A 24,955-nucleotide genomic window follows, 5' to 3' on the forward strand; every position below is an offset into this window, starting at 1 on the left:
CGTTTGCGCGCGGCCCGGTCTGGCACAATGGCCTGAACCATGCCTAGTCCACGGTCACCAGCTCCGGAGTGCCGGCTCTCCGGAAACTCCTGTGCCGCAGAATGAAGAACATCGCAGCTGCAAGACCCAGGAATCCCGTCCCCAGCTGTAGCCAGCCGCCAAGCCCCTGGTTGACCACCGTGAATGTCAGGATCAACGGCGCCGCCATGACGCCGAGGGACGTACCGAAGGAAAATACTCCCTGGTAGGCGCCGAGCCTGCGCTGATCCGCCAAGGCGTAGCTGAGGGTCCAGCCGGCGGCGGAAAATACCACTTCCGCCACGGACAACGTGGCCACGCCAAGGAGCAGCGCAATGATGGCGAGTACGGTGTTGGACGACCCGGAGGCGCTGAACAGAACAGTGGCCAAGGCCAGTGCCCCTCCGGACAGCAGGCACGCCCGGACGGCGGCCTCGTAGCCGGACGCCATGGCGGCAAACCGCATCTGCAGCGACACCACCAAGACAGTGTTCAGGATGACGGCCGCAGAGATCATGAAAGTGGGCATAGACGTCCCGGTAGTGATCCACATTGGTAGGAGGAAATCCAGGACGAGGTAGAGGACAGACATCAACCCCGCCAATAATGCGAAAGTCAGGTACTTGCCGTCGCGGGCAACCATGCTCACGGGGAAGTGACTTCTTGCGGCGGGGGCTGCGGGGCGATCGGCGCCGACCCGAAGGAGAAAGCCGCCGGCGAGGGCCTCGAGGGCGGCCATCACGGCAAAAGCTGCCACATACCAGGGAGCCGTGGAGGCAAGGAGAACGGGTACTGCCGCAGCCGCCCCCAGTGAAATACCAATGTTGCCCACCGTGCGCATAAGAGCCCTTGTCAGGACCGAGTAATCACCTGGGACGGCAATCCCGGCGAGCGTGGCGTTGCTGGAACTCGATACACGATCAGCAAACGTTGCGACGCTGAGGAGAACCACAAAAACCGATGCATGCGGCAAAACAGCCAGCCCGGTGAGGGCCGCGGCTGCAAGAAACGAGGACACAGCGGCAACCGTCCGCGGATGCCACCGGTCCGACAGGAAGCCGCCCAGGAGGGACCCCATGAGCCCGAGGCCGCCGGCAATAGTGAAGGCCCATGCCGTTTCGCCGGCGCTCAGTTTCACCTGGGTGGTGGCGAACAGTACAGACACCGCCACCAGCAGCCCACGCGCCAGCGCCTTGAAAAAGGCACTGTACGTCATGGACGCGAGCGTCCTGCGGTTGGCCGTGCCGAGCTGGGGATCGCCAAGCCACGCCATGCCGACAATTTCCAGGAACCTGGGTTTCATCCGTCCAGCCCCCCGTAGGTCCGGTCGCCGGCTGCTGACTCAGGGAAGTGTTTCCGCTGCCACTGGCGCAGCTCCGCCACATCCTGCGTAACCGGCACCACTACCGACGCCTCGTGGAACCACTCCTGCAGGGCTCGGATGCTGGCTTCCAGCTCGGCGTCTGTGCGGGACATCACCAGCGCCTCGGCCGACCTGATGTGAGTTCCATGGCCTTCGCCCTGGGCAACCACCGATCCCGGCGGTGAAAAGACGCGGGCGAACTCAACGTCCGGTTGCGCCTCGATGTCCAGATAGCTCGGACTCGACAGGACCGTGCCCGGCACGTTCAGCAGCTGCGTGGTGCCAACAGCCGAGGGCGAGGAAACGGTGGCGCAATCAGGCCGTTCCCCCAAGCAGCACCTCAAGGCCGCTTCAACGATGTTGAAGGAGTACTTGGCCAGCAGCTGTTCGTAGGTGAAGGCACCGCCCCGGCGGATGCCGCATTCACCGAAAATGGCTGTGCCGTCGCTTGGCCGGTAGAAGAACTCCATGTGGAATGCCCCGTTCAACGCCCCAAGGGCAGCGAGGGCATCGTGGACGAAGGGCGTCAACCGCTCCACATGGACCCGGTGCACGCCATGGTCCAGTTTCTGCATTGTCATCGCCCGGCCGCCGTCGAGGGAATCAAGGCATGGCTCGCCGTAACGGCTGAAGGACAGGAACTCGATTTTCCCGTCGAAGATGATTCCGTCCGCTATCCACTCTTCGCCGGTGACAAACTCCTCGACGACGTAGTTCAGGTCTTCGGCCCGGGTGCCGCGGATCCGGCCGACCGCTTCCGAGAAATCCCCGGCGCTGGCGACTTTCGCCGTATGCATAGTCCCTGCACTGGCTACTGGCTTGAGGACGTGTGGCCCTGACCAGTCCAAGGACGCCGGGTCAAAAGCCAGGATGTCGTGGACATGGACAGCCCTGGCGGTCCTCACCGTGCTCCCGCTGAGTGACATCTTCTGTACGGCCTTGTCGCGGAACTGGATCACCGATCCGTTCGACGTCATTCTGGGCGTACCGGCGAGCTCTGCCAGCCGGTCAGCCGCACCGATGGAGAACTCGTCGGTGGTGTACACGCCGCTGAACGATTCCAGGTCAAGCCCCGCAAGGCTGATGGCAGACAGGCATTGGTCAATCACCGACTGGTCCTCCACCAGCAGAGGAGAAACCTCTGCCCGGTGGGAGCGGAAGGAAGCTTTCCACGCCTTGCTGGAGCAGATGACCACAATGTCCAGGCCCATCCGGGCAGCGGCATCGATGGCCGGCCAGTCAAGCCCCACCATGAGGACACGCCGGGTTGGGGCGCTTCGAGAAATTGCTTCGCTCACACCGTCTCCTTCACCCGGGTCAGTGACAGGTACCAGTCACGAATGCGTCCGGCCACCACAGGTGGGGAATACATTGTTTGGTTGATCCGGGCCACCGGCAGGACCTCGTAGGCAGTTCCGCAGACAAACACCTCAGTGGCTGTGTCGAGCTCCGCGCCCTGGATGTCGCGGATGTGCGTTTTCAGGCCCAACTCCGCCGCGCCGTCGAGAATCGTTTGCCGGGTGATCCCCGCCAGGAAGGAGTCACAGTCCGGCGTGTGCAGTTCGCCGTCGATGACCAGGAAGATGTTGGCCCCCGTGAGATCGGCTACAAATCCCCGGTAGCTGAGGAAGAGGGCGTCATCGAATCCTGCCTGGCTTGCTTCCGACGCGGCCAGCGTGCCGATCGTGTAGAGGTTTGCGCACTTTGCGTCGGTGGGCGCAGACTCAGGCGAGGGCCGCCGCCACCGCGAGACCTGGACGGAAATGCCGTTTTCAACCTGCCGGGCGGAGAACGGCGAAGGCCATTCCCAGGCGGCGATGGCGAGATGGACGGTTGTCCGTTCGCCCCGCACGCCAACGGATTCCTCACCGCGCCAGACCACCGGGCGGACGTAGGCATCCCGAAGGCCGTTCCGGCTCACCACAGCAGCGATGGCGTGCTGCATTTCCGGAATGGTGTACGGAAGGTTGTAGCCCAGGATGTTCGCTGACGCAGCCAACCGGGCCAGATGCTGCTCACATTTGAACGGCACGCCGTCGTAGACCCGAATTCCCTCGAAGGCCGAGCTTGCATAGTGCAGGCTGTGGCTCATCACGCTGATGGCGGCTTTGTCGGCCTGGACCAATCGTCCGTCAAACCATATGTTGTCCGCTTCAGCGATCACTGGAAAACCACCTTGATCCGGTCGTCGAGTTGCCGGTGGAAGACTTCAAGATCGTCAATGTCGTCATGGCGGGACAACACAAACCCCGGGTAGCCGCTGAATTCGGGATAGGGCTTGACCAAGTGTCCGGGCTGCATGGTGGAAACTACGAGGTCGACTCTGGGGTCGGTCCCGATCTCGGACAGGCCTTCGACCTCTTGGAAGACCCCGGATCCCTGGCACTGCACGATGTAGTTGCCGGCGGCCGCAAGGGTCCGGATTTCCGGCACTTTCATCACCTTTGGTTCGCGGCCCACTGCTGCCGCGAGGACTTCTCCGAAGTAGTCCACACCGGTCGATGCCTGCACGATATAGTGCGAGACCCCGGACCCGCCCACCCGTCCGCCGATCTCGAGGATGTACGGCTGTCCGCCCGGACCGAGCCTGAGCTCTGTGTGCGTGGGTCCCCAGCCAATTCCGAGATGCCTGTGGGCGGAAACTACTTCGTTGCGCACGAGCTCAAGGAGTTCTTCGTCCAGCCGGGCGGGCGCCTGATAGACGCTTTCTTCAAAGTAGGGCCCGGAAGGTTGTCCCTTGAACCCGATGGCGAGAATCTGCGTCTCGCCCGCGTAGCTCAGTGACTCTACGGCCAGCTCCACGCCGTCGAGGAATTCCTCCACAACCAGCCGTTGCGCGGTGATGCCGAGTTGTTCGCGGAGCGGCCGGGCTGCCTCCTGGCAACTGGCGATGGCCTCCGGCAGCAACTCATGCCGGTCAACCCTGATCACCCCTGCGCTGGAGTACCCGTCCACCGGTTTCACAACCGCCGGAAACCGCAGACTGGCACTTGCTTCGAGGAGTCCGTCCTCCGCAGTTCCGGCGGCGAAGCGCGGAACGTTCAACCCGCCGTCGTCGAGCGCTGAGCGGAATGTTCCTTTGTCCCGCAAAATGTCCGCGGTTGACGGTGATATGCCGGGCAGTCCGCAGGCTTCCGCCAGGCGGGCTGCGAGGGCCACGGAATCCTCGTGGCAGGCGAGGACTCCATCGATGGCGTGCTCGGCAATAACAGTGGCCAAGAAGCCGACAAGGTGGTCAAGGTCCTGCGTGTAGTCGGCCCAGACGACGTCAGTGACGCACGGCGGCAGTTGGTCGCGGCTGACCGATTTCTCCGCGTCGAGCGGCACCAGGACAACGTCAAAACCGGCAGCTGTTGCGCTGTCAAACAGCCACGCGAGGCTCGTACGCTGGTGCAGGGCCAAGACCTTTGGCCGTTTTGTCGATCCGGGGTTGGCTCCCTCAACAGTCATCGGGATCACAGGACGGGATTGGAGAAGTCGAGAGGCGCCTGCTCAGCGAGGTGGCTGCTCCTGGAGCGCAGGATGTCCTGATATGGCAGGAACCTGTACCTGCGGCCGTCCTCGCCGGGGGCCAGGTACTCATAGACAAAGGCCTTGGCCGCTGCTTTGTATTCGTCCGGCGTATCCGCACTGTTCTCAACGGCTTCGATCTCACTCACCAACCGCGGGAGCAGTGCGAGCACAGCCTCACGGTCGATTGCCAGGCGGCCATCGGAGACCTGAAGGGCTCCGGCGGCATGGAACCAGGAATACAGGAAGACGCCCGTTGCCGCGTCAAAATTCGATTCCGCTTCCTTTTCCAGCGGGTACCGGAATAGCCGTTCGACAAGAATCATGGCGAGCAGTTCGTTCGCATACGGCATAGATGTTGAGTGAGCCAAGACGATTGCCTTGGCATCAACCTTGATCTCTTCAAGGACACCTATGAACCAGTTCATCTTCAGCAGGGTGTAATCGCCAATAGGCCATTTGCCGCTGAAGTGTGCCCTGTCGTGCAGGTACCCCCAGAGGCTGCGGGCTTCGTAGCACCCGTAGGGGTCCATGCCCTCGGAATCGAGGATGACGGATTCGGGCGTCATCACCTCGCGGGCAGCCGCCACGCCGATTTCCTCATGGATGGCTTGGAACTTGCTGAAGAAGAACACGGCATAGTTCTGCTCCTTGATCTTTTCTGCCGCGGCAATATTTTCCGGGAAGAAGACAAGGCAGTTGCCGCGGGTAAAACCTTCACTCCCCGCAACGAGAATGACCTCCTGCACTACATTGTTCGGGTGGGGATATTCCTCGGCTATTGACGTCACAAACGTGGGCTCGTGGCGCTGCGCGTAGAAGTAGTCCAAACGGTGGCCGCACGGCTGTTCGCTGTTGGTGGCGTAAACAGCCCCCAGGAAGAACATCTCAGCATTGTTCGGGACCACGGTGAAGGTGTCCCGGCTGCGGTCAAAGGCGGGTTTGGCGTCGAGGCCAGCGTTAATCCAGGCGTCGATGTCCTCGCGGAGGGCACGTGCCTGCTGGTCCCTTCCCATTTCGCGAAGGAATGTACTTGCCACGTCTGCGATCTCCCGAAGGAGCGTTCCATCGCTGTCATTGGGCCGATCGATGCGTCCGTCAAGTTCCTGCCGGCGCCGGAACCTGTCCACGAGGGGGGACAGCACACGCCGCAGATAGTCGGCGCGGCCTTTGTTCGCGTCTTCGACAAAACTCCCGAGAGTCTTGGGGGTTGTTGTTGTCGGGTTCATATTTTCTTCCTCAGTTCCAAGTCTTTTCCAGCAGTCTCTGATCCGGTGCGATGGCTACGGCGCGGCATGCAGCGTAAAGGCCATGGGCACCGGCCCGAAGTCACGAATCACGGACATTCCATGTCGCCGGGCGGAGACATCGGTGGTTATGCACGCATCTGCCGATCCGCTCAGGCAGTCCAGTGCTGCCTGCGAGTTGCTGGCGCTTTCGATCCAGCGCACGCCTTCCGGCAGGAGGGAACTGGGCGCGCGGTGACTGGCGCAGGTCGATATGGCACTGCTGCCAACAGCGGCCAGGACCATGTTGTGCGTCGGCATAATGAAGCTGTCGACGATTTCCAGGGTCGAGAGGTTCCGGAACACAATGTCGTGAAACTTTGGATAGGCGGCGCACGCCATGATCGCTTCGTCTTTGCCATCGGTCTTTTCGATGGCGTCCTCAACGCTTGGATGCAGCACAACAGTTCCGGCGATCCCATTTCTGCGGAACCATTCATGTGCAGCGGCCTCGAGATTTGATCCCTCCGGACCGAGAGTTCGTACAGTTTTATAGTCCAGATTCCCCAATTTGGTCCCATTTCAATCAGCCGGAGCCCACGCAAAAAGTGCCACCAAGTACTGTCACCTTTGGTGCCGAGATAATCGCGCTGGTCCGGAAAGTCTTTGGCGGTGGATGGCGTTGCATCCATGCTTATCCAACGAGTGGACATATTGCATCGGGATCGACCCTACGGAAACAAGTCCGGGCTTGCAGTTTGTTACGGACCAGTCCACATCTGTATGACGCGCGGTTGCCAGCACTGAGCGGGGCCGGTCAATGACCGGCCCCGCTCAGTGTCAGTGGCCCCGGGTTACTTGTCCGGGTTGGGATTACGGACGTCCTTTTCGCCGATATCGGCGGCCCCCAGGGCTGCGGCCGCGGGGCTATGGGTGGTGTCGTGCTCGCGCACGCGAAGCTCCGGGTGATGCAGGTCAAGGGCCGGACGCTCGGAGCGGATCCTTGGCAATGACGTGAAGTTGTGGCGCGGCGGCGGGCAGGACGTGGCCCACTCGAGCGAGGCGCCGAAGCCCCACGGATCGTCCACTTCGACCTTTTCCCTCGAGCGCGCCGTGATGTAGACGTTCCAGAAGAACGGGATCATCGAGGCGCCCAGGAGATACGACCCGTAACTGGAAAACTGGTTCATCCACATGAAGTTGTCTTCAACCAGATAGTCCGCGTACCGGCGGGGCATGCCCATGACGCCCAGCCAGTGCTGAATGAGGAACGTCCCGTGGAAGCCGAGGAACAGCATCCAGAAGTGGATCTTGCCGAGCCGCTCGTTGAGCATCTTGCCAGTCCACTTGGGCCACCAGAAGTAGAAGCCGGCGAACATCGCGAACACCACGGTGCCGAACACGACGTAGTGGAAGTGCGCCACCACGAAGTAGGAATCAGAGACGTGGAAGTCCAACGGCGGCGAGGCCAGGATGATGCCGGTCAGGCCACCGAAAAGGAAGGTGATCAGGAAGCCGAGACTCCACAGCATGGGCGTTTCGAAGGTCAGGGAACCGCGCCACATGGTGCCGATCCAGTTGAAGAACTTCACTCCGGTGGGCACCGCGATCAGCATGGTCATGAAGGCGAAGAACGGCAGGAGCACCGAACCGGTCACGTACATGTGGTGCGCCCATACGGTCATGGACAGGGCGGCGATGGCGATGGTGGCGTAGACCAGGCCCTTGTAGCCGAAGATCGGTTTCCGGCTGAAGACCGGGAAAATCTCGGAGACGATGCCGAAGAACGGCAGGGCGATGATGTACACCTCGGGGTGGCCGAAGAACCAGAAGAGGTGCTGCCACAGGACGGCGCCGCCGTTCTCCGGGTCGTAGATGTGGGCGCCGAATTTGCGGTCCGCACCGAGGGCGAACAGTGCAGCGGCGAGCGGCGGAAAGGCCATGATCACCAGGATGGCCGTGACCAGCGTGTTCCAGGTGAAGATCGGCATCCGCCACATGGTCAGGCCCGGGGCACGCATGCAGATGATGGTGGTGATGAAGTTGACGGCACCGAGGATGGTGCCGAAACCGGACAGGGCAAGGCCAAAGACCCACAGGTCGCCTCCCACTCCCGGGGTGAACGTGGTGTTGTTCAACGGTGCGTAGGCGAACCAGCCGAACGCCGCCGCGCCCTGTGGGGTGATGAAGCCTGCGACGGCGATAGTGGAGCCGAAGAGGAAGAACCAGAAAGCCAGTGCGTTCAGCCGCGGGAACGCGACGTCAGGTGCGCCAATCTGCAGGGGCATGATGACGTTGGCGAAGCCGGCGAACAGCGGGGTGGCGAACATCAGCAGCATCATGGTGCCGTGCATGGTGAACAGCTGGTTGTACTGCTCCTTGGTCTGCAGGATCTGCATGCCGGGCTCGAACAGCTCGGCCCGGATCAGCAGGGCCATCACCCCGGCCATCATGAAGAACACAAACGAGGCGATCAGGTACATGTACCCGATGATCTTGTGGTCTGTGGACGTAATCCATCTGACAACCATGCTGCCTTTGCGCCGCGGTACTGCTGCGGGCGCGGAAGCGGCTGTCCTTTGTGAATGTCCGGCGATGGCCATTTTCCACCTCACAGAATTCCTGTACGGCGCGACAGGGTCCCTAGTTTGAGTCCCTAATTGCAGGCTACTCAGGAACGCGGCCTCCGGGAAGAGGAGAGGCTAGTGCAGGCCCATCGCGTTCCGGACCTCGTCAAGGATGTGGTGCATGGCGGACTCAGCGGTGACGGCGTCCCCACCGGCCACGGCGGCAGCCACATCCTCATGCGCCTTCAGCGCTTCGTTCCGTGGCTTGAACGGCATGAGCCCCTGCTTGGTCCGGCTGGTCAAGACCTCGGCCACCATGCCTTCCAGCGCCGTGAACATCTCGTTGCCGCAGCTATGGAGCAGCAGACGATGGAACTCGATGTCCGCGGCCAGGAAGCCCTCAAGGTCGCCGGCCTCACCCAGGCGGCGAAGGTCGCCCGCCAACGAAAGCAGCTTGGCGCGCTCGGCGGCGCTCGCCCGGCGCGCGGCCCCGGCCGCGGCAATGGGCTCGACGGCGATGCGCAGCTCCGTGAGGCTGCTGTACTGCTCGGCGCTGTTGTCTGAGGCGAGGCGCCAGCGCACCAGCTTGGGGTCGTAGACGTTCCACAGTGCGCGCTCCTGCACCACGATGCCCACCCGGCGGCGGGAATACACGAGGTTCATGGATTCAAGGACCTTCATGGTGTCGCGGGCCACGGTGCGGGAGATCCCGTACTCCTGCTGGAGCAAGTCCAGCGTGAGCCGGCTTCCGGGCGGAAGGCTGCCGGACGCGATGGCTATGCCAACCGCCTCCAGAACGCGTTCATGCATCGCGGGGGAGGCCCCGCCGTCGTCCGCGGTCTCCGCGTCCTGTGGTGTCGCCGTCGACATCTGGCCTACCTTCCTCTGCGCTGCGCGCCCTGCAATCGTACCGAGAAAGTCGTAAAGGTATGACTTGTGACACCAAAAGATAGTATCTGTGGGCGGGAATGGTGATACCTTATCTCCAGCGCATGTCACTGTGAGATGCGCAACGAGCTTTCTTCACTAAGCCAACGGCGTCTTCTTCGGAGGTAAAACATGCAGTATCCAGCCACGCACCTGGTGGTAATGGGCGTTGCCGGTTCCGGCAAGTCCACCATTGCGGCAGCTCTTTCCCGGCAGCTTGGCTGGGCCTGTGCCGAAGCGGACGAGTTCCACCCGCAGTCCAACATCGACAAGATGACCCAGGGCGTTCCGCTGCAGGACGAGGACCGCTGGCCCTGGCTGCGGGAGATCCAGGACTGGATGACCTCCCAGGCCACCGCCGGGAAAAGCACCGTGCTCACCTGCTCAGCGCTCAAACAGAGCTACCGACGGCTGCTCTCCGAAGCGCAGGGCCGGGTCCTGTTCCTGCACTTGCACGGCGGCGCCGACCTGATCGGCCAACGCATGCAGGGCCGCGAAGGCCACTTCATGCCGCCCACGCTCCTGCCCAGCCAGCTGGCCACCCTGGAACCGCTGACCGACGGCGAACTCGCCGCCGGCAGCCTCCGGCTGGACATCTCCCTCTCCCCGGAGGAGATCGTCGCCGCCGTGATCGCAGCGCTCAAGCTGCCCGCACAGCCGGCAGCTAGCTGACCCCCTCAATTTTGATCGGTCCTTGAGCCCTTGGGCTCGCCGGACCGCCGATTTCCCCCCATAAATTCTGTTTCAAAGGAGAACCATGGTCATCGAAGGATGGACCCAAACGCTGGGCGCAGGCCCCCTGCTGCTCATCGCCGCGGCAGCGATTGTTGTGCTGCTGTTCCTGATCATCAAGCTGCGGATGCACGCGCTCGTCGCCCTGATCCTGATCAGCCTCGCCACCGCATTTGCCACCGGAATTCCCGCCAACCAGGTGGTGCCGGTATTGATCAACGGGTTCGGCACCACCCTGGGCACCGTGGCGCTCCTCGTCGGCCTGGGCGCGATGCTCGGCCGCATCGTTGAAACGTCCGGCGGTGCGAAAGTCCTCGCCGACTACCTGATTGGTGTCTTCGGCGAGAAGCGGGCCCCGTTCGCCCTGGGCCTCGCATCGCTGATCTTCGGCTTCCCCATCTTCTTCGACGCCGGCCTGGTAGTCATGCTGCCCGTCGTCTTCGCCGTCGCCCACCGCCTGGGCGGGGGAGTGCTGCGCTACGGCCTCCCGGCTGCCGGTGCGTTCTCCGTGATGCACATCTTCCTGCCGCCACACCCGGGCCCCGTCTCCGCCGCGGCGTTCTTCGACGCCAACATCGGCCTGGTCATGATCGCCGGCCTCATCACGGCCATCCCCACCTGGTACGTCACCGCCTACCTGTTCGGCCTGTGGACCGGCAAGAAACTGGTCCTGCCCGTTCCGGAAATCCTCGGCCACGCCAGCGCCGAAGCCGAGTCCCACCCGCCGCGCTTCCGCACCATCATTGGCCTGCTGCTCCTGCCGCTCGTCCTGATCTTCCTCAACACTGGGCTGAACACCCTGGCCTCCTCCGGCGCCATGTCTGAGACGGTCAAGAACGAACAGTGGTTCCAGATCCTGCGCACCATCGGTGAAACCCCGGTGGCCCTGCTGATCGCCGTCCTGGTGGCCGTGTTTGTCCTGGGTGCCCGTCGCGGTAAGGACGCCGGCGCCATCGAGAAGCTGCTCGAATCCTCACTGGGTCCGGTCTGCTCGGTCATCCTCATCACCGGCGCCGGTGGCATGTTCGGCGGCGTGCTCCGCGCCTCCGGCATCGGCGCCGCACTGGCCGACGTGCTGGGCAACCTGGGCATCCCGCTGATCCTGGCCGGCTTCCTGATCTCCGCCATCCTGCGCATCGCCCAGGGCTCGGCCACCGTGGCACTGACCACCACCGCAGGCCTGATCGCCCCGGCTGTGGCACTGGCCGGCCTGACCGGTATGCAGGTTGCCGCGCTGGTCATCGCCGTGGCCGCTGGCTCCGTGGTTGTCTCCCACGTCAACGACTCCGGCTTCTGGCTGGTGGGCCGCTTCTTCGGCATGGACGTCAAGACCACGCTGAAGACCTGGACCGTAATGGAAACGCTGATCGGCGTCATGGGCTTCGCCATCGCGGCGGCCCTGTTCTTTCTCGCCGGGGTGGCTGGCTAACCTCCCCCGCTCCAGCCCAACTAAGTAGCAGCAGATGTTGTTTTGAGCCCTCAAAACGACATCTGCTGCTACTTAGTTGGGGGGGCGCTTAGGGGGCTAGGGGGAACACCGGCCGTCCCGCCGTCGTTGTCCCAGAGGCAGCGTGTTCTACCCGAGCGCTGAATCCCGATCAAAGGACACCCCTTGACCCAACGCACCATCGTGATCACCGGCGCCAGCGACGGCATCGGCGCAGCAGCCGCGCGGACGCTGGCGGAGGCAGGGGACCGGGTTGTCGTCGTCGGCCGTTCCGAGGAAAAGACCCAGGCCCTCGCGAAAGAACTGAACGCGGACTACTTCGTCACCGACTTCGCCGAACTCGCCCAGGTCCGCACCCTCGCCGCGCAGCTCAGGGACGATTACGACCGGATCGACGTCCTGGCCAACAATGCCGGCGGCATCCGGAGCGGGCACCAGCTCACGGTGGACGGCAACGAATCCACCTTCCAGATCAATCACCTGGCACCGTTCCTGCTCACCACCGAGCTCATGGACGTCCTCACCGCCAGCAACGCCAAGGTCATCAACACCGCCAGCGGCGCCAACAACTTCGGCAAACTGGACCTCTTCGACCTCAACGCCGAGCATAGCTACTCCACGCACCGTGCCTACGGCACCGCCAAGCTCGCCAACATCCTCTTCACTTCAGAACTGCACCGCCGGTTCGGCGAGCAGGGAATCACGACGGCGGCATTCCACCCGGGCGTGGTCCGCACCAACTTCGCGGCAGACTCCTCCAGCCCGTGGCGGCACGCCTACAAGACCCTGCTCAACCGCTTTATGCTCAGTCCGGACCAGGGTGCCGACACCATGCTGTGGCTCATCAACGGGACCGCCGGCACTGACTGGGTCTCCGGCGCCTACTATGCCAAGCGCGCACTGGCCAAGGCCAACCCGCAGGCTTACGACGCCGGGCTGGCGCAGGGGCTGTGGGAGGCCAGCGAAGCGTTGGTAGCGCCCTAAATCTCCAGGGGGGCGGGTCACCCGAGGTAACAAGTGTGCAATATGAACAAGTTCGCATGATTTTAACGAGCGTAATTCGGCGATTGTGCTAATTTCTCTCTGTTGACGTGCATATCTTCGTTACCCGGGACGGGACTGGAGTGCGCGCATCTGCCGAACACCTGCTGACCACCCCTCCTGGAGACGATCGTGGAATCCCCATCACCCCTGACGCTGGATGCTACGACGCCGACCGGGCTGGCGCCGGTTCAACCCGGACTCCGCAGATCCATGGGCTCCCGGCACCTCGTGATGATCGCGATGGGCGGCGTCATCGGCTCCGGCCTGTTCCTCAGCTCGGGGTACACCATCTCCCAGGCCGGTCCGCTGGGCGCGGTGCTCGCCTACCTGGTGGGCGCGTTTGTGGTGTACCTCGTGATGGCCTGCCTGGGCGAGCTGGCCATCGCGTATCCGGTGTCCGGGGCATTCCACATCTACGCCGCGCGCTCCATCGGCCCAGCCACCGGCTTCGCCACGGCGTGGCTGTACTGGCTCTGCTGGGCCGTGGCCATCGGCTCCGAGTTCACTGCGTCCGGGCTCCTCATGCAACGCTGGTTCCCGGACGTTGACGTGTGGGTCTGGTGCCTGGTGTTCGCCGCCGTGCTGTTCGGCTTCAACGCTGTGTCCGCCAAGTTCTTCGGCGAGTCCGAGTTCTGGTTCGCCATCATCAAGGTGGGCGCCATTATTGGCCTCATCGTCCTCGGCGGCGCCGCGCTGTTCGGCTTCCGCCCACTCAGCGACGGCGGCAGCCACCCCAGTCTGTTCGAGAACTTCGCCACTGAGGGCGGACTGTTCCCCAACGGCTTCACCGGCGTGCTGGTCACCGTGCTCGCCGTGTTCTACGCCTTCTCCGGCTCCGAGCTCATCGGCGTGGCGGCCGGCGAAACCAAGGACCCCGCCACAAGCATCCCCAAAGCCATGCGCACCACCGTGATACGCCTGCTGATCTTCTTCGTCGGGGCCATAGCTGTCATCGCCGCCACCATCCCGTACACCGAAGTGGGGCTGGACGAGAGCCCGTTCGTTACGGTCTTCTCCGCCGTCGGGATCCCGTTCGCCGCCGACATCATGAACTTTGTGATCATCACCGCGCTCCTGTCCGCCGGTAACAGCGGCCTCTTCTCCTGTGCCAGGATGCTCTACTCCCTGGCGGACGAGGGGCACGCACCCCGGGCCCTGAAGAAGCTGACCCGCCGCGGCATCCCGCTGATCGCACTCTCGGTGAGCATGGTGGGCGGCATCGCCTCGCTGGTCAGCAGCGTGGTGGCCCCGGAAACGGTGTACCTGGTGCTGGTCTCCGTAGCCGGCTTCGCTGTGGTGGGCGTATGGATGTCCATTACCGCCTCGCACTTCTTCCACCGACGCGCTTTTGTGCGGAACGGCGGAGACGTTGCGGCCCTCGCCTATAAGGCCCCGTGGTTCCCGGTGGTGCCCATCCTCGCGTTCACGCTGTGCGTCATCTCGCTGGTGGGCATCGCGCTGGATCCCAACCAGGTGGCCGCACTCTATTTCGGCGTCCCGTTTGTCGCGGCCTGCTACGGCTACTTCTACCTCCGGCACGGCCGCCAAACGCCGGTCAGGCCCTCACTGGGGAGCTGAATCCACGATTCGGTAGTCGATGGCGGTGTGCCCGATCACCTCATTGGACCCGAAGCCGAAGGCAGCGTAGGTCATGATGGTCCGTTCCCCGATGACCAGCCCGTTCGCGGGGTCGATGATCATTTCGGCACGTTGTCCGGCGCGAAGGGGTTCCGTCCGTCCGATCGCCACGCCAACCTTGCCATCGAAGTTGGCCTGCTCGCTGGCGGTGACTCCGGGGATCAGGGCCAGCGCCTGGTAGAGGCCAGCACGCAGGTCCGCAGGAATGAGCCCCATCCTGAGGATGTCGGTGATCCGGACGAAGTTGTTCTCATCCCGTGAGGCTGATCCGCCCTGGTAGCTGGAGTTGAAGTGGTCATACAAGGCCTGCCCGTCCCTCGGCAGGGCAGCCAGCTCGTCGCCTGACATCAGCGTCCAAGGGCCGCCATAGAAATGTCCGTCCTTCGCCCGGATGACCTCAATTTCCATGGGCACCGGGTGTCCGTCGCCCCAGTCGCGCCTGAGGACCCAGTCGTCGTCGGGGTTAGCCGGACGGTAGACGTCGATGGTCTGGGCGTTCATGCCGTGATTCATGTTTCCTGCCTCGTCGATTCCGGTGACGGACCAGTTGGCGTGCGTGTGCACCAGCAGGTACTGCCCCGGCCCCGGCACGGGATCGACGAAGGTCATGGACTGGTCCGCTACGGCCCGCAGGACGCCTGCTGCGTGCGCGCTTTGGGCGGTGACGCTGAGCTGCCCTACCACGAGCGCACCGACGAGGGCTGCCGCTGCCGTGAGCAGGATCCGTCGCGTCGGGCGGGGACGGGCCGGCGGGACGACCACGGCGAGACCGGGGAGCTCGACGAGCTGCCTGCGCAGGGCTTCACGCCGGTCGGACTGGAACTGGGAGGTGTTCATGGTGTTCTCCGTCCAAGGATTGCCTGGGCATCAGGCTCGTGTTCCTGCACTATCTGGCTGTAAAGGGTCCCCAGCCGGGACTTTGCCCGGTGGAGTCGTGACTTCACCGTTCCGTCCGCGATGCCCAGGGCGGCGCCAGCGGCCCTGGCTCCAAGGCCCTCGATGATGCAAAGGGTGAGCACGTCCCGCTCCGGTGGCCTCAGCCGGGTGAAAGCCTCCCTCAGCACAGTAGTTTTGAAGGTGGACTCGTCGGCTTCGGCGATACTCTCGGCGATGTCGGATTCATTCGCGGGCGGGGGAAGCTGGCTGAGGAAGTGCCTGTAGCGGCGTTGCTGGCGGACATGGTTGCGAAGGGTGTTGTTCGTCGTCACCAGGAGCCAGGGCAGTATTGAGTCATTCACCATGCGGATGCTGGCCCGCCGTCGCCATGCTTCGTAGAAGACCACGGCAGTGACGTCCTCAGCCACATGCGGCTGGCCCAGCACTTTTGTCGCGTGACGCCAGACCCGGTCATGGTGGCGGTCAAAAAGTATCCCGAAGGCGTCGCCATCACCGTTGACCACCTGGCACCACAAAACCTCGTCCGAGACATCCGATGGATCGCCCATACCTCATAGTGTCCGGTCGCCGGCGCCGGTTCCATGATGAGGGGGACTATTTTGAACCGGGTCATGCAGGAAGCCCCGGATATCAGGGCCCGCAGGTGAACGTACGACGTCGGCAGTTCCGTAACCAGCGCACGTCACCTCCGCGACCGCCGGGGATTGCCGTGGAAGAATAGTGCGGGCATCGGCAGTGAGGGGTAACACGCGTGGATTCGTCCGCAGAGGCGTCATCGTTGGCGCAGGGGCTCCGCATTCTCCGGCTGGTGGTGGACCGGGAAAAACGCGGCCGGCAGCAGCCCGGCGTATCCCAGCTGGCGGCGGAACTGGACATGGACCAGGGCCGCGTGTCCCGGCTCGCACAGGAGCTGTGCGATCTGGGCCTGCTGGAGCGGGCGGACCGGGGACCGTTCCTGACCGGGCCGCGGTTCTTCAGCCTGGCCGCTTCGCTCAACACCGGCTGGGTAGGTGCAGCGAAGCCAGAACTGGAGTCGCTGGTTTCCGCCTTGGGGTTGCGGGCACGGCTCTCTATTCGGGACGGCTTCCGGGCGATCCTGTTGCGCACTTCCAGCAACGACGCCGGACTGGGCAGCTTCGTAGCGCCTGGGATGGTGACGCCGGTGTGGTGTACGGGTGCCGGCCGGGCCTTGCTCTGGGACCACGACCGGTCCGCCCTGGACCAGTTGCTGCACGAGGTGAACTTCATCGGGGTGGGTGGCCCCGGCGCCGCACATTCCATTGATGAAGTGTGGGACCTGATGGCCCGCGACGTCCCCAGGGGCTACGTCACTTCCGACGAGGAATTTGAGCACGACATTGTGGAAGTCGCCGTCCCTCTGCGGAAGACCGACGGCGCCATCCTCGCCTCGCTCAGCGCGCTGGGAAGCCGTGCCCAAATGGGAACGGATGCCGCGGGAGTTGCCACCGTTCTGCGTGGGGCAGCGGAGCGGCTGGGTTCCCTTGCCGCCAGCTAGTCCTGCACCCGCCTAGTCCTGGCTGCTTAGCGGCTGCCGGTACCCCAGCCGGGCCTCAAGCCATGTTCCCTTTGCCACCAAAGCCGCGGCGCACTCAGTCCGCCGCGGTTCCAGGCGGGCTTTCGTGCCGACGATCTGCAGCGCTGCCGCCACCTCGCCCTTGAAGTCCCGGACGGGCACGGCCAGCGAATAGAGTCCCGGCTCCGCTTCCTCATCCACCACTGAGTAGCCCCGCACGCGCGCCGCGGCCAGCCGCATAAGGAAGTCGTCGACGTCGGACGGGGTATTGGGGCCGTGCCGCACAAAGTCGACGCCGGCAAACACCGTCCGCACCTCGGTGTCCGATGACTCCCACAGTGCAGCCTGCCCGGCGTCGCTGCAGTACGCGGGGTAGGGCCTGCCCAGCCACGAGCCCACCAGGTTGCTGCTGGCCGGAACGCTTTCGCCGATGGTCACCGTGCCCGCGCCGTGCAGCACCCCAAGGAAGCAGGCCTCGTCGGTGTCTCGGGCCAAGTGCTCCAGAGCCACGGCACCGTCTGTATACAGCCTCCGGGCGGTCAACTGCTGCGTGTCGGTCAGGAGGGACCAATCCAGGGTGTACGTGCGCTCGCCAGTCCGGCTGAGGAATCCCTCCTGCTCACCGGTGCGGAGGTTCCGCGAGACCTGGCTGCGGTCTTTGTCCAGATCGGCGGCGATCCCCGCCACGGTGCCGCCGGGAAGTCCTGCGCCCTGCCGTGCACCCAATGCCAGGATGGCCAGCATGCCGCGGCCCATGCTGGAGGATTTCGACATAGGCCAGAGTCTAACGGAGGTGCCGCCAGCCAGCCCGGTCATAGTTCGCCATGATCATTAAACACATCTTGAATTGTTTATGATGAACAACGGACCCTTCCGCAAACTTCCGGAGTTCATGCCATGCCCCGCAATAGCACGCTGTCCCAGCTTTTCGATGCCGGGGCGTACCTCACGGCCGACGGCGCTCTTGCCACCGAGCTGGAGGCGCGCGGCTGCAGCCTGGATGACCCGCTGTGGTCGGCCAAAGTCCTTTTCGAGCAGCCGCAGTTGATCCGCGATGTGCACCGCGACTACTTCGAGGCCGGCGCAAATGTGGCAACGACCGCCAGCTACCAGGCCACGCCGCTCGGGTTTTCGCAGCGCGGGCTTTCAGAGGACGCGGCGCTGGACCTCGTCAGGCTTTCGGTCCGCCTGGCCGATGAGGCCCGGTTCGAACACCTTGCCCGGAATCCGCAAGCCGGGCCGCTGCTGGTCGCCGGGTCGGTGGGGCCCTACGGCGCCTACCTCGCAGACGGCTCCGAGTACCGCGGGGACTATGTCCTGGACGCCGAAGCCTTCAAGGATTTCCACCGTCCACGCATCGCGGCGCTGGTGGACGCCGGCGCGGACTTCCTGGCGTGCGAGACGCTTCCGTCCTTTGCCGAAGCAGAGGCGCTGCTGGCACTGACGGGGGAGTTCGACGTCGAATCCTGGTTCTCCTTCTCGCTGCGGGACGGCGCGCAGATCAGTGACGGCACACCGCTGGCTGCGGTAGCGGAGCTCTGCGGGTCCGATGATCGCGTGGTGGCCGTGGGTGTGAACTGCGTGCCGCTGCACCTGGTCCCGGCCGCCCTGGGAGCCCTCGGCGAGGCGGGCACCAAGCCGCTGGTCACGTACCCGAACTCCGGCGAATCCTATGACGCCGCCACGAAGACCTGGGCCGCCGGATCGGGCCCAGAAGGCGAAGGCGGGGCTTCCGGAGCAAAAGGCGTGCCAACAGGGCTTGCGGCAGGAGCCGGTGCCTGGCGCGAGCTCGGTGCCCGCATCCTGGGCGGCTGCTGCCGCACCACGCCGAGGGACATCGCTGCCCTCGCCGCCGCCCTGCCGCCCACCCCAAGTAGGTAGCAGCAGATGTCGTTATGAGGCTCCATAACGACATCTGCTGCTACTTAGTTGGGCGGCCGGGCACCCAGATCAGGGGCGCGTCGGACGGGCCCGCTCGACGTCGGCAGCGCTCTCCGACTGCCCCCGGGCGCTGAGCCCATTAATCACGCCGTCGATGTCGGGGTCGGGCCGGTTCTGGCTCAGCTTGGCCTTCGCCTCAATCCTGGAGATCACCAGCTCGATGCCCACGATCGCGCGCAATTGGCCGACGATGTAGCGCTCCGGCGCGTCGTCCACGCTCCATGGATGGTCAAAGCCACGCTCATGGACGCCGGTAAGGCGCCTGACCTGGCCCGCGAGCCATGCCGGATCCTCGTGGACCACCAGGGTGCCGTACACGTGTGCCGTGGAGTAGTTCCAGGTGGGCACCACGCGGCCGTGCTCAGCCTTGGATGCGTACCAGGAAGGCGAGACGTAGGCGTCCGCGCCCTGGATGATCATGAGCGCTTCGCCGATCGCAGGCTCAGACCACTGCGCGTTGTTCCGTGCCAGATGCCCTTGCAGCGCGCCGTGCTCGCCCACCGCAGCATCGTAGACAAACGGCATCAGCGTAGCCAGCAGGCCCTGCGAGGTCATGGTGACCAGGTTGGCCGCCCCGGGTTGGTTGAGCAGGTCCTGGACGGCCTCGGGGCCAGGTTCGAAATGGGCAGGAACGTACATGATGCTAATCCTTTGCAGGTTGGAGGGTTCGGGGAGTGGGGAGGAAGGCGGGCTGGGCGGCAGGCGGCTTGAGCCGGACCCGGACGGCGGCTCCCGCGCAGAGGATGACGGCAAGGCCGCCCACCATGGTGGCCCACGTCAGGGTTTCGCCCAGCAGCAGCCCGGCCCAGCAAAGGGTCAGCACCGGCTGGATGAGCTGGACCTGGCTGACCTGGGCGATGGGGCCGATGGCCAGCCCGCGGTACCAGGCGAAAAAGCCCAGGAACATGCTCACTATGCCGAGGTAGGCGAAGGCGGCCCACTGGACCGGCGTCGCGGAAGGCGGCTGCAGCGAGACGGAGACGGCCGTCAGTGCCACCATCAGCGGCGAGGCCAGCACTAAAGCCCAGGACACGGTTTGCCACGCACCGAGCTCACGGGCCAGCAAACCGCCTTCGGCATAACCGACAGCGGCAGCCACCACCGCGCCGAGGAGCAGTACGTCAGCCCAGTGCAGTTGTCCGAAGCCGCCGGACTGCATGGCGGCGAAGGCGACGGCGGCGAGGACTCCTGCGGCGGTGATGAGCCAGAATGCCAGCGGCGGACGTTCCCGGCCGCGGAGGACAGCCGCCGTCGCGGTCGCGGCGGGGAGCAGGGCGATCACCACGGCGCCGTGGCTGGCTGGGGTGCTTGTCAGGGCGAAGGAGGTGAGCAGCGGAAACCCGACGACGACGCCGGCGGCCACCACTGCCAGGCGCGCCCATTGCACGCCGCGGGGGAGCCGCTGCCGGGTAAGCGCGAGGGCGAAGGCTGCGAGGAGGGCGGCCACCACTGCGCGGCCGGAACCGATGAACAGCGGGGACAGGCCGGCGACGGCGACCTTGGTGAACGGAACGGTGAAGGAAAAGGCCGCTACTCCGATCAGGCCCAGCCAGAGTCCAGTCGGCGGGGATGGGGATAGCACTATGCGTCCCGGTTGAGTAGCGCTACTATTGTCTCTCATGAACTACGATAGCAGTTCCAGGATTGTGGCGCACCTGAAAAAATGGATCGCCGCAGCGGCGCCCGGTGCGAAACTGCCATCCACGCGTTCCCTGGTGGCCGAGTACCAAGCAAGTCCCGTCACGGTGCAGAAGGCCCTGCAGACCCTCACGGCACAGGGCCTGATTGAGAGTAGGCCCGGCGTCGGGACGTTCGTGCGGGCGGTCCGGACCGCGCGTCCGTCCGACTACGGCTGGCAGAGCGCGGCCCTCCGGTCACCGCTGGCGCCGCTTCCCCCTGCCTCCAGCACCATGCGCACGGTGGCCAACGATGCCATCTCCTTCCACTCCGGCTACCCGGACCGCGAACTCCTGCCGGAACGGCTGGTCCGTGCCGCCCTCGCCAGGGCAGCCCGCGGCGACGCAGCGCTGTCCCGCCCGCCCGCAGCCGGCATGCCGGAACTGCAGTCGTGGTTCGCGCAGGAGCTTGGCGCCTTGACGCCTGCCGGGACCACACCGCCGAACCCGAGTGACGTCGTCGTACTTCCCGGCAGCCAAAGTGGGCTGAGTTCCATCTTCAGCGCACTCGCTGGCCGCGGACAGCCGCTGCTGATGGAATCGCCGTCCTACTGGGGTGCCATCCTGGCTGCGGCCCAGGCCGGCGTGCGCGTGGTTCCGGTGCCCAGCGGGCCGGACGGTCCGGACACCGCGGAATTGGCCCGCGCCTTCGAGGAGACCGGCGCGCGGCTGTTCTACGCCCAGCCCAACTACGCAAATCCCACTGGTGCCCAGTGGTCAGCCGAACGGCGCGAACAGGTACTGGACGTAGTGCGCGCGAAGGGCGCATTCCTTGTGGAGGACGACTGGGCCCACGACTTCGGCATCACCTCCAACCCGGTTCCAATCGCCTCCCGCGACGACTCCGGGCATGTGGTCTACCTGCGCTCGCTGACCAAGAGCGTTTCTCCGTCGATCCGCGTGGCCGCGGTGATCGCCCGCGGCCCGGCGCGAGAGCGCATCCTGGCGGATCGGGCGGCCGAGTCGATGTACGTCAGCGGCCTGCTGCAGGCGGCAGCGCTCGACGTCGTCACGCAGCCCGGGTGGCAGACGCACCTCCGCAGCCTCCGCCACCAGCTCGAAGCCCGCCGCGACCTGCTGGTCACCAGCCTGCGCCGTCACGCGCCGCAGGCACACATCGAGCAGGTGCCCAAGGGGGGCCTGAACCTCTGGGCGCGGCTGCCCGACGGGACCGACCTCGAACGCCTGACCCGCGACTGTGAAGCCGCCGGAGTGATCATCGCAGGCGGCAACGAGTGGTTTCCCGCCGAACCGGCCGGCCCGTTTGTCCGCCTCAACTACTCGGGAACGAACCCGGGCGCCTTTCCCGAAGGCGCCCGGATCATCGGCCAGTCATTGGAGCGGAACAGGGGTTAGGGCGTCAGGGCGGCGCTCCATGCACACCAGCCCGGGCCGTGCGTCCCACGAGGGGACGGTGACGAACCCCCTTGATTCGTATAGCCGCGCGGCCTGTGTCCGCCAATCCCAAACTGAGAGGCGCACAACGCCGGTGCTCTCCCGCAGGACGGCATCAAGGAGCGCGGAGCCGATGCCTCGGCCGCGTACCTGCGGGTCAGCCCAAAGCCGCTTGATTTCGGTGGCACCGCGGGTCTCTGAGGCGATGGCGACTCCAACCGCTTCGGCGTCGATCTCCGCCAGGTACACCGACGCCGTTTTGAATACCGTTTCGGGGCAGTCGACCTCGGCTTGGTAGTTTGGCGGGAGTTCCTCATCCGGCCCCAGCGACGGAAGCGACAGGTTCACGGCCTTCTCATGCTCCGTTTGTCGCAAGTAAGTCCCAATGAGGCGTCCTACTTGCTTGGAATCCGGCCCGGTGAGGAGGGCACGTCGAACCGTGGGTTGAGACGGGGAAGCTGGCATGTATCCACTATTGCGCACCGGTCCGCCCGCGCCAACCGTCCAGCGGCCGAAAACAAGCCAGCGGAAGTCTGGCTGGAAGTCAGTAGGCTTAGGCCAGCAAGCCGAAGGACGATAGGTGGGGGTTGAACCGGTGACGGAGTTGGTTCTGTGGGCCCGGGCCTATTTTGGCGTCCAGGCGGTAGCCGGTGCCTGCTGGTGGGTTGCGGTCTTCATGTCGCCAGCAGTGCGTGAAGCGACCCTCGGAAATCTCGACCCGATTACCGTGGCCATTTTAGACATTCCACTGTTCGTCATTGCCTCAGCTATGGCCGCGGCAGGCGTCCGGGCTGCCGCGGTGGTGGGTGCCGGCTGGACGTGTGCCGTCGCCATCGCCATGGCGGTTTACGCCACGGTTACAACCGAAGCGGGTTGGGGCGTGCTCACCATGGGTGCCGCCGCCGGAGCTTCGCTGGCCTCGCTCGGCGTCGTCCTGCGCGGGCGCGTACCGACGTCGTGGATCATCCGTGGTCCGTTCGCATTCCGTCCCGCCACGATTCGCCCCAGCGCGGCAATCCACGTGCTTTCAACTTTCGGTCAAATCGTCCTTTTCTGGGGGTTTTTCCTGGCGATGATTCCGCTTGGCATCGCGTTTTTCGAACAGCGCTGGGCGGTGGCAATCGCATTTCCCTCAGGGGCAGGGCCTGTGGGCGTGGGGGTTCTTGTACTCGCCAGCGCCCTGGGCATCTGGTCCGCAGTGGTGATGTCGGCCCTCGGAAATGGCACGCCGCTGCCGGCGGCGATGCCCAACCGCCTGGTGATCGCAGGCCCGTATCGCTGGATCCGCAACCCGATGGCCGTCGCAGGCATCGTCCAGGGCGCCGCGGTTGGCATCATCCTGCAGTCGTGGCTTGTTATCGCCTACGCGGTGCTTGGCTCCCTGGTATGGAACTATGTTGTCCGGCCGCTTGAGGAAGCTGACCTTCTGGACCGCTTCGGCGAAGACTTCGAGCGATATCGGGATACGGTGCGTTGCTGGGTGCCCCGGATGCCGAAGGCCCCGCGCTCGCCGTCCCTCCTGTAGGCCTCCTGTAGGCCGCCCGCTGGGAGACCGTGGCTCAGCCGCCCAGCAGGCTGTACGTGCTGATGACGTTGCCTTTGCTGGTCCTGTGCTCATCCTTCAGGGTGAGGCGGGTGACGGGGTCGCCGTCCTCAAACAGTCGCCTGCCGCTGCCGGCCACTACCGGATGAGTCATCAGGGTGAGCTCGTCCAGCAGCCCTGCGAACAACAGCTGACGCGTGACGGAAATGCTGCCGAACACGGCGATCTCGCCGCCGTCGCGCTGTTTCAGCTCCGCGACAAAGTCTTCCAGCGGGCCCTGGATCAGGTGCGAGTTCTGCCACTCCAGCGGCTCAGGCAGAGTCCTGGAGGCCACAAACTTTTCCATCGGGTTGATGAAGCCGGCGAAGTCGTCGTCCACGGTCGCGTTGGGCCAGTAGCCCGCCCACTCCTGGTAGCTCACCCTGCCCAGGACTCCGGTGTCCACGCGCTCCATCATCTCCGTCATGCCCTTGCCCAGGTCTTCGTCGAAGCTGTCGAACTGCCAGAGGTTCGGGTCCGACACCACTCCATCAACGGAGTGGAACAGGCCAGCAGTTACTTTGCGCATGAGGACCTCCAAAAAGGGTGCGTACGGTGCGTATCGGTCCGGCGGCATGGCCGGACAAATCCACCGTATTCGGTGCTTCCTTGGCAGGGAAGGGCCGCGGAACCGGCCAGTGTTCCGGCCGCACGACCGGAATGCGTAACTTTAGGCCCAGTGGGCACCCGCCATCCGCTCAAATCCGAGGCCGGCGGCTTCGCAGGCGTCCATAAATGACGCATTTTGGGCAGCCTTCCGTGGCACGGAAATCGCTCTCCGACACGGCCTGGAGTTAGGTTCGTCACCACTGCCTGCGTGTTGCCCGAATCCGCGCTCCGGCAGCCCCATACTGGTCTTGATGCGGCCTGTCGCCGCAGCCCCCGGCCAGGCAGGAGGAAATGCGTGGAAACCCTGAAGAAGATTGTAAAGAACGAGTATTTTCCTGCTGCCGCGGTTCTAGTGGCAGTGGTGCTGTTTTGGGTCATCGCCATGCTCGGCGGGCTCTCGCTCCTGAACAATAACCAACCGCCGATGGCCACCCTGACATGGCTGCTGTTCGTCTACGCGGCCGCAGTGCTGACACCGCTCGCCGGCGTCCTGGCCGCCATCAACCTGGTCCGCCGCTGGCAGCGCAACCGCCAGTACGCGCAGGCTGTGGCAGGCGTGCAGGATGAGGTTGACCTGGCGGATGAGCCGAGCACTGCACCGGAGCCTGCCGCTGTGCCGTCAGCCGAGCCCGAGCCTGTAACGGTCCAGCGTGAGCAGGGCCGCCTCGAACCGCAGAGCCGTCCTGTGCCCAAGCAGCCGGCACCTAACCACCAGCCAACGAACCACCAGCCAGCAAACCACCAGCCAGCAAACCACCAGCCAGCGCAGAGCCGCCCGGCCAAGAGCCAGCCGCTCAAGAAGCCGGCCCAGTCGAAACAGCGCAAAAAAGCCGCGTAGCCACAGCCGCC

At 64.6% G+C, this 24,955-nt stretch carries 24 protein-coding genes; 9 read left to right on the forward strand and 15 right to left on the reverse strand.

All coding sequences use genetic code 11. The features are described from left to right. Nucleotides 1-43 precede the first annotated feature (43 nt). The 8 genes from ACLKOZ_RS01855 to ACLKOZ_RS01890 form a co-directional block, all read right to left on the reverse strand. Complete coding sequence (locus ACLKOZ_RS01855; protein ID WP_436472420.1) at nucleotides 44-1,321, reverse strand: MFS transporter; 1,278 nt, start codon at nucleotides 1,319-1,321, stop codon at nucleotides 44-46. Then, entirely contained in the window at nucleotides 1,318-2,679 is a 1,362-nt protein-coding gene (locus ACLKOZ_RS01860) for an ATP-grasp domain-containing protein (protein WP_436472421.1), read from the reverse strand. Before ACLKOZ_RS01860 ends, ACLKOZ_RS01855 begins: the two co-directional genes overlap by 4 nt. Further along, a complete protein-coding gene (locus ACLKOZ_RS01865) occupies nucleotides 2,676-3,545 on the reverse strand; it encodes a branched-chain amino acid transaminase (RefSeq protein WP_436472422.1) in 870 nt (289 codons plus the stop codon). The genes ACLKOZ_RS01860 and ACLKOZ_RS01865 overlap by 4 nt, the downstream gene beginning before the upstream one ends. Further along, entirely contained in the window at nucleotides 3,542-4,831 is a 1,290-nt protein-coding gene (locus ACLKOZ_RS01870; RefSeq protein ID WP_436472423.1) for an ATP-grasp domain-containing protein, read from the reverse strand. The genes ACLKOZ_RS01865 and ACLKOZ_RS01870 overlap by 4 nt, the downstream gene beginning before the upstream one ends. Before the next feature lie 5 nt (nucleotides 4,832-4,836). Next, nucleotides 4,837-6,120, reverse strand: coding sequence for a DUF6421 family protein (locus ACLKOZ_RS01875; protein WP_436472424.1), 1,284 nt, complete (start codon nucleotides 6,118-6,120; stop codon nucleotides 4,837-4,839). A gap of 54 nt (nucleotides 6,121-6,174) precedes the next feature. Beyond that, nucleotides 6,175-6,687, reverse strand: a complete 513-nt coding sequence (locus tag ACLKOZ_RS01880; RefSeq protein WP_436472425.1) for a hypothetical protein — start codon at nucleotides 6,685-6,687, stop codon at nucleotides 6,175-6,177. A 284-nt stretch (nucleotides 6,688-6,971) separates the two neighbouring features. Beyond that, on the reverse strand, nucleotides 6,972-8,720 hold the full coding sequence (gene ctaD, locus ACLKOZ_RS01885; RefSeq protein WP_436472471.1) for an aa3-type cytochrome oxidase subunit I: 1,749 nt from the start codon (nucleotides 8,718-8,720) through the stop codon (nucleotides 6,972-6,974). 99 nt (nucleotides 8,721-8,819) lie between these two features. After that, nucleotides 8,820-9,554 (reverse strand): FadR/GntR family transcriptional regulator, encoded by a 735-nt coding sequence (locus ACLKOZ_RS01890; protein ID WP_436472426.1) that lies wholly within the window; start codon nucleotides 9,552-9,554, stop codon nucleotides 8,820-8,822. Between the two features lie 189 nt (nucleotides 9,555-9,743). Between ACLKOZ_RS01890 and ACLKOZ_RS01895 the strand changes: the two genes are divergently transcribed. The 4 genes from ACLKOZ_RS01895 (at nucleotide 9,744) to ACLKOZ_RS01910 (ending at nucleotide 14,412) form a co-directional block, all read left to right on the forward strand. Beyond that, a complete protein-coding gene (locus ACLKOZ_RS01895; RefSeq protein WP_436472427.1) occupies nucleotides 9,744-10,283 on the forward strand; it encodes a gluconokinase in 540 nt (179 codons plus the stop codon). 85 nt (nucleotides 10,284-10,368) lie between these two features. Next, on the forward strand, nucleotides 10,369-11,772 hold the full coding sequence (locus tag ACLKOZ_RS01900) for a GntP family permease (protein WP_436472428.1): 1,404 nt from the start codon (nucleotides 10,369-10,371) through the stop codon (nucleotides 11,770-11,772). A 183-nt stretch (nucleotides 11,773-11,955) separates the two neighbouring features. Then, nucleotides 11,956-12,774 (forward strand): SDR family NAD(P)-dependent oxidoreductase, encoded by an 819-nt coding sequence (locus tag ACLKOZ_RS01905; RefSeq protein WP_337346739.1) that lies wholly within the window; start codon nucleotides 11,956-11,958, stop codon nucleotides 12,772-12,774. Nucleotides 12,775-12,963: 189 nt separating this feature from the next. Continuing rightward, nucleotides 12,964-14,412 (forward strand): amino acid permease, encoded by a 1,449-nt coding sequence (locus ACLKOZ_RS01910; protein WP_436472429.1) that lies wholly within the window; start codon nucleotides 12,964-12,966, stop codon nucleotides 14,410-14,412. Here the strand turns inward: ACLKOZ_RS01910 and ACLKOZ_RS01915 are convergent. Beyond that, nucleotides 14,398-15,309, reverse strand: coding sequence for a CU044_5270 family protein (locus ACLKOZ_RS01915; protein ID WP_436472430.1), 912 nt, complete (start codon nucleotides 15,307-15,309; stop codon nucleotides 14,398-14,400). The two genes, ACLKOZ_RS01910 and ACLKOZ_RS01915, sit on opposite strands and share 15 nt — an antisense overlap. After that, nucleotides 15,306-15,917, reverse strand: coding sequence for an RNA polymerase sigma factor (locus ACLKOZ_RS01920; protein WP_436472431.1), 612 nt, complete (start codon nucleotides 15,915-15,917; stop codon nucleotides 15,306-15,308). The genes ACLKOZ_RS01915 and ACLKOZ_RS01920 overlap by 4 nt, the downstream gene beginning before the upstream one ends. A 203-nt stretch (nucleotides 15,918-16,120) precedes the next feature. Between ACLKOZ_RS01920 and ACLKOZ_RS01925 the strand changes: the two genes are divergently transcribed. Then, the gene (locus tag ACLKOZ_RS01925) at nucleotides 16,121-16,885 is read left to right on the forward strand and encodes an IclR family transcriptional regulator (protein ID WP_436472432.1); all 765 of its coding nucleotides are present in this window, start codon (nucleotides 16,121-16,123) and stop codon (nucleotides 16,883-16,885) included. A gap of 12 nt (nucleotides 16,886-16,897) precedes the next feature. Here ACLKOZ_RS01925 and ACLKOZ_RS01930 read toward each other — a convergent pair whose 3' ends face one another. Next, entirely contained in the window at nucleotides 16,898-17,677 is a 780-nt protein-coding gene (locus ACLKOZ_RS01930) for an IclR family transcriptional regulator (RefSeq protein WP_436472433.1), read from the reverse strand. Nucleotides 17,678-17,800: 123 nt separating this feature from the next. Here ACLKOZ_RS01930 and mmuM point away from each other — a divergent pair, with 123 nt between their 5' ends. Next, a complete protein-coding gene (gene mmuM, locus ACLKOZ_RS01935) occupies nucleotides 17,801-18,784 on the forward strand; it encodes a homocysteine S-methyltransferase (RefSeq protein ID WP_436472434.1) in 984 nt (327 codons plus the stop codon). A 69-nt stretch (nucleotides 18,785-18,853) separates the two neighbouring features. Here mmuM and ACLKOZ_RS01940 read toward each other — a convergent pair whose 3' ends face one another. Continuing rightward, nucleotides 18,854-19,483 (reverse strand): FMN-binding negative transcriptional regulator, encoded by a 630-nt coding sequence (locus ACLKOZ_RS01940; protein WP_436472435.1) that lies wholly within the window; start codon nucleotides 19,481-19,483, stop codon nucleotides 18,854-18,856. A 4-nt stretch (nucleotides 19,484-19,487) separates the two neighbouring features. Further along, a complete protein-coding gene (locus ACLKOZ_RS01945) occupies nucleotides 19,488-20,465 on the reverse strand; it encodes a DMT family transporter (RefSeq protein WP_436472436.1) in 978 nt (325 codons plus the stop codon). Between ACLKOZ_RS01945 and ACLKOZ_RS01950 the strand changes: the two genes are divergently transcribed. Then, a complete protein-coding gene (locus tag ACLKOZ_RS01950; protein ID WP_436472437.1) occupies nucleotides 20,464-21,876 on the forward strand; it encodes a PLP-dependent aminotransferase family protein in 1,413 nt (470 codons plus the stop codon). The two genes, ACLKOZ_RS01945 and ACLKOZ_RS01950, sit on opposite strands and share 2 nt — an antisense overlap. Here ACLKOZ_RS01950 and ACLKOZ_RS01955 read toward each other — a convergent pair. Then, entirely contained in the window at nucleotides 21,853-22,263 is a 411-nt protein-coding gene (locus ACLKOZ_RS01955) for a GNAT family N-acetyltransferase (RefSeq protein WP_436472438.1), read from the reverse strand. The two genes, ACLKOZ_RS01950 and ACLKOZ_RS01955, sit on opposite strands and share 24 nt — an antisense overlap. A 232-nt stretch (nucleotides 22,264-22,495) precedes the next feature. On the opposite strand from ACLKOZ_RS01955, the gene ACLKOZ_RS01960 reads away from it, so the two are divergent. After that, nucleotides 22,496-23,440 (forward strand): methyltransferase family protein, encoded by a 945-nt coding sequence (locus tag ACLKOZ_RS01960; RefSeq protein WP_436472439.1) that lies wholly within the window; start codon nucleotides 22,496-22,498, stop codon nucleotides 23,438-23,440. A 34-nt stretch (nucleotides 23,441-23,474) separates the two neighbouring features. Here ACLKOZ_RS01960 and ACLKOZ_RS01965 read toward each other — a convergent pair whose 3' ends face one another. Continuing rightward, a complete protein-coding gene (locus ACLKOZ_RS01965) occupies nucleotides 23,475-24,026 on the reverse strand; it encodes a dihydrofolate reductase family protein (RefSeq protein ID WP_436472440.1) in 552 nt (183 codons plus the stop codon). Between the two features lie 375 nt (nucleotides 24,027-24,401). On the opposite strand from ACLKOZ_RS01965, the gene ACLKOZ_RS01970 reads away from it, so the two are divergent. Continuing rightward, entirely contained in the window at nucleotides 24,402-24,944 is a 543-nt protein-coding gene (locus tag ACLKOZ_RS01970) for a hypothetical protein (RefSeq protein WP_436472441.1), read from the forward strand. Nucleotides 24,945-24,955: the final 11 nt, after the last annotated feature.

This window comes from Arthrobacter sp. R4 (assembly GCF_051365025.1).
In the GTDB taxonomy this organism is placed as follows: Bacteria; Actinomycetota; Actinomycetes; order Actinomycetales; family Micrococcaceae; genus Arthrobacter.

Coding starts and splice junctions, on each gene's coding strand:
- ACLKOZ_RS01930 (WP_436472433.1), bottom strand. CDS start 17,677: ATGTCGAAATCCTCCAGCATGGGCCGCGGCATGCTGGCCATCCTGGCA.
- ACLKOZ_RS01915 (WP_436472430.1), bottom strand. CDS start 15,309: ATGAACACCTCCCAGTTCCAGTCCGACCGGCGTGAAGCCCTGCGCAGG.
- ACLKOZ_RS01920 (WP_436472431.1), bottom strand. CDS start 15,917: ATGGGCGATCCATCGGATGTCTCGGACGAGGTTTTGTGGTGCCAGGTG.
- ACLKOZ_RS01900 (WP_436472428.1), top strand. CDS start 10,369: ATGGTCATCGAAGGATGGACCCAAACGCTGGGCGCAGGCCCCCTGCTG.
- ACLKOZ_RS01870 (WP_436472423.1), bottom strand. CDS start 4,831: ATGACTGTTGAGGGAGCCAACCCCGGATCGACAAAACGGCCAAAGGTC.
- ACLKOZ_RS01945 (WP_436472436.1), bottom strand. CDS start 20,465: ATGAGAGACAATAGTAGCGCTACTCAACCGGGACGCATAGTGCTATCC.
- ACLKOZ_RS01895 (WP_436472427.1), top strand. CDS start 9,744: ATGCAGTATCCAGCCACGCACCTGGTGGTAATGGGCGTTGCCGGTTCC.
- ctaD (WP_436472471.1), bottom strand. CDS start 8,720: ATGGCCATCGCCGGACATTCACAAAGGACAGCCGCTTCCGCGCCCGCA.
- ACLKOZ_RS01965 (WP_436472440.1), bottom strand. CDS start 24,026: ATGCGCAAAGTAACTGCTGGCCTGTTCCACTCCGTTGATGGAGTGGTG.
- ACLKOZ_RS01855 (WP_436472420.1), bottom strand. CDS start 1,321: ATGAAACCCAGGTTCCTGGAAATTGTCGGCATGGCGTGGCTTGGCGAT.
- ACLKOZ_RS01950 (WP_436472437.1), top strand. CDS start 20,464: ATGAACTACGATAGCAGTTCCAGGATTGTGGCGCACCTGAAAAAATGG.
- ACLKOZ_RS01875 (WP_436472424.1), bottom strand. CDS start 6,120: ATGAACCCGACAACAACAACCCCCAAGACTCTCGGGAGTTTTGTCGAA.
- ACLKOZ_RS01890 (WP_436472426.1), bottom strand. CDS start 9,554: ATGTCGACGGCGACACCACAGGACGCGGAGACCGCGGACGACGGCGGG.
- ACLKOZ_RS01940 (WP_436472435.1), bottom strand. CDS start 19,483: ATGTACGTTCCTGCCCATTTCGAACCTGGCCCCGAGGCCGTCCAGGAC.
- mmuM (WP_436472434.1), top strand. CDS start 17,801: ATGCCCCGCAATAGCACGCTGTCCCAGCTTTTCGATGCCGGGGCGTAC.